The organism is Klebsiella sp. CN_Kp104 (assembly GCF_040064515.1).
In the GTDB taxonomy this organism is placed as follows: Bacteria; Pseudomonadota; Gammaproteobacteria; order Enterobacterales; family Enterobacteriaceae; genus Klebsiella; species Klebsiella aerogenes.
Window position 1 is genome coordinate 705225 of the sequence record NZ_JBEAII010000002.1, and the last position, 12994, is coordinate 718218.

At 51.8% G+C, this 12994-nt stretch carries 11 protein-coding genes; 1 reads left to right on the forward strand and 10 read right to left on the reverse strand.

Features of this window, described 5'->3' with window-relative positions; all coding sequences use genetic code 11:
• Positions 1-33: 33 nt before the first annotated feature.
• The 6 genes from cybB to ABLU80_RS05405 all read right to left on the reverse strand — a co-directional run bounded on the left by cybB (position 34) and on the right by ABLU80_RS05405 (position 6465).
• Positions 34-561 carry a cytochrome b561 gene (gene cybB, locus ABLU80_RS05380; protein ID WP_348849795.1) on the reverse strand — a complete coding sequence of 176 codons (528 nt, stop codon included), beginning with the start codon at positions 559-561 and terminating at the stop codon, positions 34-36.
• A gap of 142 nt (positions 562-703) precedes the next feature.
• Positions 704-1606, reverse strand: coding sequence for an endonuclease/exonuclease/phosphatase family protein (locus ABLU80_RS05385; RefSeq protein ID WP_032708195.1), 903 nt, complete (start codon positions 1604-1606; stop codon positions 704-706).
• Positions 1607-1874: 268 nt separating this feature from the next.
• Positions 1875-3986 carry a peptidase domain-containing ABC transporter gene (locus ABLU80_RS05390; protein WP_015705588.1) on the reverse strand — a complete coding sequence of 704 codons (2112 nt, stop codon included), beginning with the start codon at positions 3984-3986 and terminating at the stop codon, positions 1875-1877.
• Positions 3976-5253, reverse strand: coding sequence for an HlyD family secretion protein (locus ABLU80_RS05395; protein WP_015705589.1), 1278 nt, complete (start codon positions 5251-5253; stop codon positions 3976-3978). Before ABLU80_RS05395 ends, ABLU80_RS05390 begins: the two co-directional genes overlap by 11 nt.
• A gap of 18 nt (positions 5254-5271) precedes the next feature.
• On the reverse strand, positions 5272-5970 hold the full coding sequence (locus ABLU80_RS05400; RefSeq protein ID WP_015366363.1) for a CPBP family intramembrane glutamic endopeptidase: 699 nt from the start codon (positions 5968-5970) through the stop codon (positions 5272-5274).
• Between the two features lie 177 nt (positions 5971-6147).
• Positions 6148-6465 (reverse strand): colicin V family bacteriocin, encoded by a 318-nt coding sequence (locus tag ABLU80_RS05405; RefSeq protein ID WP_015705590.1) that lies wholly within the window; start codon positions 6463-6465, stop codon positions 6148-6150.
• Positions 6466-7246: 781 nt separating this feature from the next.
• On the opposite strand from ABLU80_RS05405, the gene gap reads away from it, so the two are divergent.
• Entirely contained in the window at positions 7247-8245 is a 999-nt protein-coding gene (gene gap, locus ABLU80_RS05410; protein WP_015366361.1) for a type I glyceraldehyde-3-phosphate dehydrogenase, read from the forward strand.
• Positions 8246-8286: 41 nt separating this feature from the next.
• On the opposite strand, the gene ABLU80_RS05415 is transcribed toward gap, so the two are convergent.
• The 4 genes from ABLU80_RS05415 to astB all read right to left on the reverse strand — a co-directional run bounded on the left by ABLU80_RS05415 (position 8287) and on the right by astB (position 12982).
• A complete protein-coding gene (locus ABLU80_RS05415; protein ID WP_348849796.1) occupies positions 8287-9078 on the reverse strand; it encodes a YdcF family protein in 792 nt (263 codons plus the stop codon).
• 110 nt (positions 9079-9188) lie between these two features.
• Positions 9189-10625, reverse strand: a complete 1437-nt coding sequence (locus ABLU80_RS05420; RefSeq protein WP_032708204.1) for an amino acid permease — start codon at positions 10623-10625, stop codon at positions 9189-9191.
• Positions 10626-10635: 10 nt separating this feature from the next.
• Positions 10636-11631 (reverse strand): succinylglutamate desuccinylase, encoded by a 996-nt coding sequence (gene astE, locus ABLU80_RS05425; protein ID WP_015366358.1) that lies wholly within the window; start codon positions 11629-11631, stop codon positions 10636-10638.
• A 10-nt stretch (positions 11632-11641) separates the two neighbouring features.
• Positions 11642-12982: an N-succinylarginine dihydrolase gene (astB, locus tag ABLU80_RS05430; RefSeq protein WP_045388175.1), complete on the reverse strand. Its 1341-nt coding sequence runs from the start codon at positions 12980-12982 to the stop codon at positions 11642-11644.
• Positions 12983-12994: the final 12 nt, after the last annotated feature.

The window sequence follows — 12994 nt, forward strand, 5'->3', positions numbered from 1 at the left end:
GGTGGGCGGGTTCAGGAGTGCCGGGCGTGATACTCAGCGCTTGCGCGGCATCATGCGCAGCAGCGTATTATCTTTCCATAAATAGTGATGCAGCAGCGCCGCCAGCTCGTGCAGGCCAATCACGAAATAGCCGATATTGGCAAGTAAGCCGTGCAGCCCCTTAAGGCTGTCGACCAAAGCGAAGTTGCTTTGCGCCGCAAAGGGCATCGTCAGGCCGAAAGCAAACCACGGGTTACCGCGGTAATACATCATTACCATGCCAATCGCCGGCAGCGCGATAAACAGCAGATATATCACCAGATGGCCAAGATGGGCGAAACCGGTCATCATCGGCGAGGGTTTAGGAACAATCGGCGGCGCCGGAGACTTCATGCGCACCAGCAGTCGTGTAATCATCAAGACAAAAATGGAAATGCCGCAGGAGACATGGATCATGTTTATCACCGGACGGTCGCTGCGCGGGAAGAAACCGCGCAGTTCCATCGCCGCGTAGGCGACGACAACCAGTAAAAAGACCAGCCAGTGAATTCCTATCTGCAGGCCAGAATATTTATCGCGCATGAATAAACCTTAATGGAAGTGTGATGTTGTTAACATAACCGCCTTCCCTTAAATTTTCATTAACCTTTACCGAGGCTTAAAAAACTGCGTTAGCGCGAATTGAATAGCATCAGGGCTCTTTTGCAAAGAGCCCTGGGCAATGTTACTGCTCGGTGAGTTGCAGTTCAGCAATGACCGGCAGATGGTCACTGGCCGCTGACCAGTTAAATTCCGGCGAGTTATGCGGGATCTCCAGCTTCTTCACATCCCACTTTTGCCCTTTGAAGGTGAAAATGTGGTCGATATCAATGGCCGGGTTAACGGCAGGCCAGCTACGCGTATCCGTCCCCTGCTTCGACACTTCGTTAAAGAAATAACCGATCTCTTTCACCGGCTGTTCTTCACGGGTTGAATTGAAATCGCCGGCCAGGATCTTAATTGAAGAGGCGATATCTTTAAAATCAGACGCCGCATCGCCAATACTCAAATCGAGAAGATAGCGAGCCTGTTCGGTACGCATGGTGGGATCTTTTTGCCAGTCGAGATGGGTCACCATAATAATCGGCGCGGAATCAAAACCCGGTACATCAACCTGCGCCAGTAGCGCCACGCGCTGTTCCGCATTGCCTGACGGCAGCTTCACCACCTGAGAATGCAGGATTTTATATTTTGACAGCAGCCCCAGTCCGTATTCGCCACCGTCGAAATCCAACGCTTTACCAAAGGCATAATGCATATTGTTAGCATCGGCAATCGTCTTAAGCTGATCGATTTTCTGGCTGCGCTGAGTTTTGTTATCGACTTCCGGGACGGCAATAATATCGGCGTTAATTTTTTTAATCGCTGAATTAAGTGCCGTAAAATCGGCCACATTATCAGACGCTTCATTCTTGCCGATATTATAGGTTGCTATACGTAATTTCGGCTGATGTTGGGTATAGACTTTATCCGGCACCCCGCCTTTCTGTACGGCAAGTATTTCATTACCAGCAAGTTTCTCTGCTGCCTGGACGTTAGCCGCCAGGCAGGCCAGCGCCACCATCGTCAGTGCAATGCTCTTTTTCATTGGTATGCTATTCCCCTTGTTTAAGTATTCTTATATTAAGGGTACCGAGTGAAGACATTGATTATCGTGATGTATAGCGCAAACTTATAACGCAGAGTGAATTAAGTATCCCGAAAGATTTGAGGTTATCCACAAAACGAGTCGGTATCAGATCGCATAGTTTGTGGATAACTCACTGCAGGCCCTGCCACTCCTGCCATTCCGCTTTGTGTTCATTATTCAACCGCATCGCAAACCAAATGGCCGCAGTGGATTAGGATATTGGCTGTTAATTGGATTCGCCGAGGGTGATGATCCTGTCCGCGGTTTGCAGGGTCGTTTCACGGTGAGCAATAATTATTCGGGTTATATTCAACTTTTTCATTGCCAGACTGACGTCTTTTTCACACTCTGCGTCCAGTGCGCTGGTGGCTTCATCCATGAATAATATATCCGGACGGCGATAAAGCGCCCGGGCAATAAAAATCCTCTGTTTCTGACCCCCAGATAGCCCCTCCCCCAGTTCTCCGATTAACGTCTCATACCCCATTGGCAGAGCCAATATCACGTCATGAATACGGCTTGTCCGGGCACATTCTCTCATCCAGGCATCATCAATATTTTCAGTGAATCCGCAGATATTCTCCCGAATTGAGCCAGAAAACAGCCGGTCATCCTGCATTACGCAGGCGATCAAGCGATGATAGTTATTTATCCCCAGTTGCCTGATATCCGTACCATTCATTAAGACAGTCCCTGATATCGGTTCAGACAAGCCGCACAGTACTTTGAGCAGCGTGGTTTTCCCCGAACCTGAGGGCCCGGTAATGGCCACACTCTCGCCGGCTCGGATCCTGAAACTAAGGCCGCTAAAGACGGGTGCTGACTGGCTGTCGTAACGGAAGCTTAGCGCTTTAATCTCCAGACTAGCCGGAGACATGGTTGCCTTTAATCCTAAATCCGGTTTTCTTTCTTCCTTTTCATTCAAAGCGATATCCGAAATCCTTTCGTTGTGCAGGCTCATCATACGCAGCTGTAATAAGAAGTTGACCAGCGATCCTACCCGGTCAGAAAACTGCGCGCGGAATGCGCCAAATGCCACAAACATGCCGATAGTCATTTGGTTCTCCATAACCAGACTGATGCCCAGCCACAGAATAGTCACCTGATCGCACGTCGCCACAAACGTGTTAATGCCGCCGAAGAACATATCAAGTCGGCTGAGTCTGATACCGGTATTGATGGCATCAATCTTCAGGTTCAGCCAGTGGCTCCCACGCCGTTCTGCCATTCCCTGCATTTTAACCGTAGCTATTCCGTAGAGTGTTTCCATAAAATATGAACCAGCACGGGCTCCGGCGATTAACGCTTCTTCCGACAGCTGGCGGTACCGGCTATAGGTCAATATACGAATGAAGACATATACCGCTGTAAAGCCCAGTACAAAAACCGTCAATTTTCCACCGTACAGGATAAGCATCAACAAGAGACCGGCAACCATGATGCTGTCCATCATTGCCCCCACCACACAGGTTGTAAACGTGGCGCGAAGCGCATCCAACGAGCTGAAGCGGGAGTGAATATCGCCCATCTTTCGTCGCTCAAAATAGGTCAACGGCAACTGGAGCAGATGACGGAATAGCCCCGACTGCCATTGCACATTTATCAATGACTCCATCGCAAGGGATGACCATGCGCGGATCACGCTAACCAAAGTACGCCCCAAAATAAAAAACATCAGGACTCCACAGATAAGCATGAGCAGTCCCCGGTCATTCGCAGGAATAGCATGATCCATCACCAATTGCGTACCGACAGGCATCACCAGGCCGATAGCTTCAATAATCAGCGACAGACAGAAAATTTTGCTCAGTACGCCCCGGATACCCTGCACGCTGCTGATTAACGCCCGAATTCCGATTCGGCTCTTCATAGTTTCCTGCACAAATGTACTGCCGGGCCAGACCTCCAGCGCCACGCCGGTGAAGCACTGTGACATTTCATCGCTCCCGACAGTTCTTCGCCCCCTCGCAGGGTCATGAAGCACGAACCGATTCTTACGTACGCTAACGAGCACCACGAAATGATTAAAATTCCAGTGCAGGATACAGGGCATTCTGAGAGCATTAAGTTCATGGAGATCCAGTGACAATGCCCGGCTTTCCATCCCTAACTCAATCCCGGTTTGCTGAACACTGGCAAGCGAGGCTCCACGGGCAGACAGATTTATTTGGCGACGTAGGGCGATCATGTCGATATTACGACCATAATGTCCGCATATCATCGCCAGACAGGCCAGTCCACATTCTGACGTTTCTGTCTGATGAACGACCGGGACTCGCCGCCGAAATTTCAGATCCAATTTCTCCTCGATGGATGATATGAAGTGGTTACGGTTCATGAATCGGCCCCGTAACGCTGCGCTTCATATCGTAGAATGGCGAGAGCATCCACTGATAGATTTTACGTTTTTCCAGAAATAACGTGCTCTGTGCCTTCATGCCATTTTCCAGAGGCAGACGCTTGCCGGCGTAGCTGACAGCCTGCTTTTCTGGACTAATCACAACTTTGTAGTAAGCAGCCGCACCTGCCGTAGAGTTAATCGGGGCGGTCGTATAGGTCTGCATTTCACGGTAGGAGGCTGGCGTCCGGGAAATGAGTGTGACTTTCGCCGAGAACTGACCAAACTTTTCAGCCGGAAAGGCTTCGTAGCGGATATTCACCCTATCACCGACTGAAATATATGGAACGGCTTCATTGGGTACCCAAAGAACCAAATAATAGCGTTGTATTTTTTCTGGAATTATCTGCAGCAGACTGTCGCCTTCGCTGACCATCTGACCTGGGGTGACGCTTAATGAATCAATTTTGCCGTCTGATGAGGCACGAATGATAATATCGCCTCCCGCATCAGTATTAATCCGCTCTTTCTGTAGCTCATAACGCTGCAGTTCCATCTGATAAACCCGATTGTCAAATTCCGCCGCCTGCGTCTGAATTTGACTTTCCAGATTGGTTAACTGTAGAGCATTTTGTTCATGCTGCGCGCTCAGGCTGAGCAAACTATTATGCTGCTGGTAGTACAAGGCCACCAGACTGGTTAACTGGTCCTTATTAATCAACCCCTGCTGCTGGTACCGTCGGTAATTATCCATATTATTTTTCATTAATTTTATTCCCTCCTCAGCACGCCTGACAATGCCTGCCGAGCGTTCAAAAGAGGCGCTATACTGTATTTTCTGTTGCTCAAGCATCCGCAAAGTGGTTTCCTTACTCTCTCTAAGGCGAGCGATAATCTCGGCGATGCGCTTCAATTGGTTTTCGATATCCTGTCGTTGAGTCTCATTGACCACGCCTCTACGTGTACTTTTACTGACATCAATTTGATAAACAGGATCACCCTTTTTTACAGGGTCCCCTTCCCGGACGAACTGTGTCGCGACAAATCCCTGGACACCGGAATAGACATTAACCGGTCTCGGCCAGGTGGTAACTTCACCTTGCACGCTAATACGTCGTGTATAAGTGCCGGTGCTAATTAAAACAATGAAGCAGACGAAAAAAAGCGCGCTGGTAATTATAACCAGCCGAGAGGAGATTCCCGGTAGTAATACTGCTTTGCCACACCATGTTTTATCCCTGTTTTCGAGCGCTTCCTTACGAAACATATTTCATTCCCGCTATGGCTAAGCCTCTCCGGAATACTGGAGGAATGACACATACTGAATACCAATTACGACCGCGTTCATCAGCGCATGAAGAATAATTGGCATCAGTATTCCGCCGGTTTTTATTCTCCCGATAACCAGCATCAGCGAAACCAGAAATAATATCAGGAACGATCGCCAGTCTATGTACTGTAAATGACAGGCTGAAAATACAACAGACACAGCGACAGCCGCCGCATAATTGTTATTCCCGAGCCAGTATTTAAACACACTGAAAAGACAGCCGCGGAAGACCATCTCTTCATAAACAGGAACCAATAGAATCATCACAATGGCATTTAGCCAGAATACATGCGCATCCAGTCGCATCTGTGAAGCTGACCAGTTTTCAGTCTGATAGCCTGCAGTGACAAAAGGCAACAGAAATTGGATCAACAGAATACACAGGAAAAGTATAATAAAAATGCCGAAATGAAAATTTCCTCTCCCCATACCCTCGCGTTTGTAGAAATAGAGATAATAAAGGGGGGCAATTGCCAGGAACTCTAGTCCGAAAAGTAGTGGATAGAGATATCCCGTTATCATAAGGTCTTTGCTGCCCTCGAAAAAAAGCGGCAAACATGTGATGCTAAAAAATAGCGCAAACATGGCAAAACAGCCGGTTACGGCTTTGTTTCTTGCAATATTGTACTCGCGGTTATATCCGTCAACGTTCATTTTTTATTCCATCGGCGCCAAAAGGCGTGGACGACTCCCACTCGACTGACAAACTTTAATTATGGCTACTTTTAAAGGTTAAGAGATGGAAGAGCTGATAATATGCTCTTCCATACGCTAACAGCTATCCTTATTGGCTTTTAGACTGGTTTATACCCGTACCCCAATCAGCATCTGTCAGTAACAAATATCATTGAGGTTATTCGGATTCCAGTAGCATTCTCTGCCTGCTGCTGCATTCCACGCTTCGGATGGAAGGTTAGCGGGTTTTTGTTTGAGCGTTCCGCCCAGACCAGATGGGGACATCGCTGGGTCCGGTGTTTTTGTTGCAGCCCAGTCATAAACCTGTCCCCCTGCGATCCCACCGGTTATAGCACCAGGAGTTCCGCCTACAAATGTGCCAGCTCCAGCGCCGATTCCCTGAGCAATTTCCCGCCCAATATCCCCCCCTGCACCGGAGACCATACCCAACTGTTTATTTGTTAGCTCTTTCATCTTTCATATTCCTTATGTAATTCAATAGCCAAAAATAAGCATTGCTCACAAAATATATACATCCAATGGCAAACACAGACAGTAGTGCTCTGGGTGCCAATAAAATATCTGCATCATCAACAAAACATCGCACAACGAGAAAACAGAATATAAGACAGAAAAGAGAATGCTCCCGGCAAGGATAATATCTTTAAACACCCGCATTATGATTTACCCTGCAGATTTTCCTCCCCGCATTTCATGCCAGCAGGATGGAATTTCGGCATGATTTTTAAATTTTTAAGCTATGGGTTGATAATTATTCCTCAGGCCGCAATCCATTTTCTATTCATCCCTGTATTATTCCTAATGCAAGGTTACATTAATATGACCAGATGTCAATGAATGATATTCATTCTCATTATCGATATTGTGCTGAACCACCGCTATAGTTATCAATACAACCTCGATGTAGCTATATCCTTCTGTGCTTTTTCTAATTTCTGTTATTGTGATGTAGATCATATTTACCACTCAACACCGCATGAAATAGCGAACAATGGTAGGCACTCTTTTTGTTGTGCTGTCGCGGTAAGAACATTGGAACCACCTCCGACCCGGCGTTATACTTCCTTCGCACCATCTGGCTCCACGTGACAGTTACTGAAGACGCTTCAGGCAGGTAACTTAGCAATAGAAACACCGCATGTGAACTGCTAAGCCGCTGAAAGTAAATAGTTTACTCTCCCCGCTCTGCCTGAAGAAGTTTTAACGTATCAACTTCACCACCAGGAGAATATCCATGAGCAAACTTGGAATTAATGGATTTGGTCGTATAGGACGTTTAGTACTTCGCCGCCTGTTAGAAGTAAATAGCCCGCTGGAGGTCGTGGCCATCAACGATCTCACCTCACCGAAAGTCTTAGCCTACCTGCTTAAACATGACTCTAACTACGGTCCTTTCCCATGGAGCGTTGATTTTACAGAAGATGCGCTGATCGTTAATGGTAAAAAAATCACCGTTTATGCGGAAAAAGAGGCTCAGCATATTCCGTGGAAAGCCGCAGGCGCTGAGGTGATTGTTGAATGTACCGGTTTCTATACGTCGGCGGAAAAATCGCAGGCACACCTGACCGCCGGCGCGAAGAAAGTGCTGATTTCCGCCCCTGCCGGCGAGATGAAAACCATCGTTTATCACGTCAACGACGACACCATGAGCCCGGATGACACCATCATTTCGGTTGCATCCTGCACCACCAACTGTCTGGCGCCAATGGCTAAAGTGCTCAACGATGCTTTCGGCATTACCGTGGGCACCATGACCACTATTCACGCTTATACCGGTACGCAATCGCTGGTGGACGGGCCGCGTGGCAAAGACCTGCGTGCCTCGCGAGCGGCAGCGGAAAACATTATTCCGCACACCACCGGCGCGGCAAAAGCCATTGGTCTGGTGATTCCGGAACTCAGCGGGAAACTGAAAGGTCACGCCCAGCGCGTGCCGACTAAAACCGGCTCAGTGACGGAACTGGTTTCCGTATTGGCGAAGAAAGTCACCGCTGAAGAGGTTAATCAGGCCATGAAAAATGCGGCGGCGAACAATGAATCTTTTGGCTACACTGAAGAGGAAATTGTCTCCTCCGACATTATTGGCAGCCATTTCGGCTCAATCTATGATGCGACTCAACTGGAGATCATGGAAGCCGGCGGCGTACAGCTCGTGAAAACCGTAGCCTGGTACGATAACGAGTACGGCTTTGTTACCCAACTTGTCCGCGTACTGGATAAATTCGCGAAGTAAACTCAGAACCAGCGGATAGCTGCGGCTATCCGCCTTTCTCCCTACCTCAGCGATCTGGCGTTCAGCGCCTCGTTCAATAGCGTATCTTCACGCAAGCATTGCCACGCCACGCTAACATCGCGTGGGAAATCGACGTGGGTAATAAACCCTTTACCGTTGGGGCCATAACCCTGCGCGTTATCCAGCAGACGCGGCAGCTCGCCAAGCAGCAGCGCCAGATAACGCCCCACCGGCCACAATCCACTATCGTCTCCGCTGAATCTCAGGCCAGCAGCGCTGTTTTCAAGCCGCGGCGAACAACCGGGATAGCTCCACCACTGCGGCTGCGCCGGTGCCTCCTGCCAGACGCGGGCAAAGGTCGCCATCGTCCGACGCTGCATCGTCGGATCCTGAATCACCACGCCAGAGGTATGATCCAGCCCACGCTCTTCCAATAACCGGCGGGTAAACCACGCGTTTTCGCCGCAGTTGGTTGAACGGTCTTCCACCACAATGCGATCGCGCGGTATTTGCCAGAAACGTTCGGCGATATCCGCCAGGATATGCGATTCCGGACGCCCCTCTACCCGCAACGCCTGATAGTGCGGATGCTTTTGTACGGCGTCGTAAAGAAAGGTCGTCGAATGACCAATACCGCCGCTTATCAATAGTGGAATCTGCCTCTGAGCCGCGAGCCGACAGGCGGCGTCAATGGTCGGGATCACCGCGTTACCGGCCAACACCGCAATCTGCAGCTGCGCATTCTGCGGCAAATCATCCTGCGCCAACCAGTCGCCGATGAGATTGGCCGCCGCTAACGTGTCGTGTGAAAGCGCCGGGAAATGCTCTGTCATACCCTTTCCTTCTTCTGTCCTGATCCAACAATGAAGTGTCGGGCGACATCATAAACCGCGCTACGGCGAAAAGGAAAATCCGGCAGCCACGTTTCAGCTGCCGGGTATCATCAGGCGCTGGCGTTATCCAATGCCAGTTGCCCTTCGCGCTTCTGTTTCACTTTCCAGAAGCACCATAGCGCAATAAACCACAGCGGCGAGGCCATCAGCGCCAGCAGCGTATCCGGGTCGAAAATCATAATGAAGATTGAGAAGGCGAAAAACAGCAGGCTCAGCCAGCACATCACCACTCCCGCCGGCATTTTGAATTTCGACCGCGCGTGCAGGTCCGGGCGTTTATGGCGATACACCAGGTACGCCACGAGGATCATACCCCAGCTGAAAACCACCATGATCGCCGCCAGCGTTGAAACGATGGTGAACAACGTCATCACGTTTGGCACCAGGAACAGCAGTAACGTACCGCTTAGCATGCAGAAGCAGGAGAACAGCAGGCTGCGTACCGGAATGCGGGTATTACGCGATAGTATACGGAACTGCCAGTGCGCATGTTTCTCCACCGACAGGCCGTACAGCATGCGGGTACTGGAATAAACGCCGCTGTTCGCCGACGACATTGCCGACGTCAAGGCGACAAAGTTTATCACCGCGGCGGCGGCAGGTAGCCCGGCCTTGGCGAACAGGGTCACGAACGGACTGGCATCCGGCGAGACGCCCGGCCATGAAGCCACGGCAATAATCACCACCATCGACAGCAGATAGAAAATAATGATGCGCAGCGGCAGCGCGTTAATCGCCTTCGGCAGGATGCGCTCAGGATCGCGTGTTTCCGCCGTCATGGTGCCGAGCAGCTCAATACCGGTGAAGGAGAAGATCGCTATCTGGAAACCGGCGAAGAAACCGGTCACCCCGTGCGGCATAAAGGCCGTCGGGTCGGTGATATGGCCTAACGAAGCCTTCACGCCGTCCGGCGAAGTCCAGCCGATAGCAATCATCCACGCGCCGGTTAAAATCAGCGCAATAATGGTGATGACCTTAATCAGCGCAAACCAGAATTCGGCTTCGCCGAACATTTTTACCGACAACAAATTAAACAAGAACAGGATCCCAAGCGTACTCAACGCGGGCATCCACGCCGACATCTCCGGAAACCAGTACTGCATATAGCTGCCGCAAACCACCACGTCGGCGATACAGGTCACCACCCAGCTAAGCCAGTAGGTCCAGCCCAGATAGAAACTGGCCTGCGGGCCAAGATAGTCGCCGACGAAATCCGCAAACGAACGGTAATCCAGGCGGGTCAGCAACAGCTCCCCCATCGCCCGCATCACCATATAGGTAAAGAAACCTACCAGTAGATAGATAAGCAGAATGGATGTTCCGGCGACGGCGATGTTTCTGCCCGCCCCCATAAACAGTCCGGTGCCGATAGCGCCGCCCAGCGCAATCATCTGAATGTGCCGGGCGCCAAGGCCGCGTTTGAGCTGCGACGGGCACTCCCCGTCGGTGGCAGGATGAACCTGCCCCTCACGTTGATGTTCAGTCATGTTGATTCCTTCAAGCAGGCATGGAAAGGCTTGGCGCGGTAGCGGTCAGCAACAGCCCGGCGCGTTGACCGGCGGCGACGCCCGCATTCGGAAACAGGATGTAGGGGGCGTCGGCATTGACCACCCAGGTTTTCTGTGCCTGACGGGCGATTTCATAGCCTGCCGGCAGCGCGGTAAAGTTTTCAATTTTCGGGTCGAGATTAAGGGTAAAACCGTTCTCGCTCTTGATGATGCTCTGCTGTACCACAAAGTATTCGACCGGCGCTTTGCTCCGCGGCGGCATGATGCCGTCGGCGATCAGCGCGCCGATCGCCAGTTCGGTGGCGGCAAACAAGCGCAAATCATTTTCACCGAATGGCATCACTTTCCCCAGTTCCAGCGTGGCGCTTTGCGCGCCGAACTTCTCGCTGGTGAAGTGGGTAAAGGTGCCGCCCGGTTCGGTATGGCGCACGATGGCGTCCATACCGCTGGCCTGCAACAGCTGATAAAAATCCGCGCTGTAGTCGCCATCATGAGCGGGGAGCAGCGCGAACTGCCGATATTTTGACCCGCGAATGGCGGTATGCAGATCGAGATGCGTGCGCGGCACCTTGCCGTGGGCATCGGCGCTACGGAAGAAGGCCTGTACGGCCATCTCCAGTTCAAAAGCGCGACGCGACTCGTTACCTGGCATCGCCGCCAGATGGCGGCCGCCAAACAGCCGGTTGAGATCGTTATGCAGATAGCGACGGCCGGCGCGAATGGCGGGCAGATTGCCGAACACCACCAGCAGCGCGTGGGTCAGCGGCTGCTCGCCCAGGCTTAATCCCTGCAGGATCTGCAGCAACATTTCAATCGGCGCGGTTTCGTTACCGTGCACCCCGGCAGAAAGCACCGTCGCCTGTCGCCATGACGTTTTTGGCAGCAGTTGCAGAATGCCATCGCCTAACCAACTGGCTTCGATAGTCGGCGGAAAGGTCCATGTCTGCAGTTTACAATGCAGTAAATCGTTGACGTTTTGTTCCATTCCCGGCCCCTTATCGCTGGAAGTCATAAATCGCGCCCAGATGTAAAATCTGCGTCAGCTCATCCAGCGCCTGATAAACCTCGCGCAGCAGCTGCGGGTCGGCGAGATCGCTGGCATGCAGGCGATCGCGATAATGCTTTTCAACCCACGCCGTCAGCTGCTGATAGCGTTCGTCATTCATCAGGCTGTGAGTGTTGACCGCCGCACGCTCGGCATCGTTAAGCACCACCCGCAGACGTAAACAGGCCGGGCCGCCGCCGTTGCGCATGCTTTCACGTAGATCGAATGCCGCCACTTCATCGATAGGCGATGCGCTATCGGCGGCAAGAGCGGAGAGATAACGCCAGACGTTTTCACGCTGACGGCACTCTTCCGGCACCACGATCAGCATTTTGCCATCGGCTTTGCTCAGTAACTGGCTGTTGAACAGATAAGAGGCCACCGCGTCATCGAGGCTAACCTGCTCGTCCGGCACTTCAACGCTGGTGAATGGAATATTCAGCCTGGCGTTGCTCTCCTTCAGCGTTGCCAGTACCTCCCGCTGCTGCAGGAAGGCGTGCTGATGATGGAACAGCACGTGGCGGTTGCTGACGGCGATAACATCATTGTGGAATACGCCATGGTCGATAGCCTGCGGATTTTGCTGAGCGAATACGGTGTACTGCGGGTCGAGCTGATGCAGACGCGCCACCGCTTCGCTGGCCTCCAGCGTCTGGCGTGCGGGGTATTTAGCTGGCGCAATGCCGCCGCTGGCTCGCTTACCGTAGACAAAAAACTGCACGCCCTGGCGATCATAATCCCCACAGAAACGGTTATGGTTCGCCGCCCCTTCATCACCTAAATCGCCATGCTGCGGCAGCGCCGCGTGATGCGCGAAGTAACGCTCATCGGCGAAGGTGGCCCTGAGGATAGCCGAGGTGATCGGCGCTTCCTGCATGCGGTGCAGCTTATTGTTCAGGTTGGCGACCGTAAAGTGCACTTTTCCATCAGCGCTATCCGCCGACGGCGACACGGTGGCGGCGTTGGCGGTCCACATTGAGGAAGCGGAGCTAAAGGCCGACAATAGCTGCGGGGCCTCTTTAGCCGCACGCTGGATCACCTGCTCGTCGCTGCCCTGAAAACCAATACTGCGCAGCATCGTCATATTTGGCCGCGGCTGCGGCGGCAGAATGCCCTGCACAAAGCCACGATCGGCCAGGGTCTTCATCTTATAAAGTCCCTGCAGCGCCGCCTTCTTCGGGTTAGATAAACCGTCGCGGTTGTTTTGTGACGCTTCGTTGCCTACCGACAACCCGGCGTAGTGGTGCGTTGGCCCCACCAGGCCGTCAAAATTCGCTTCAAATCCAGACATAGTGTCCTCACA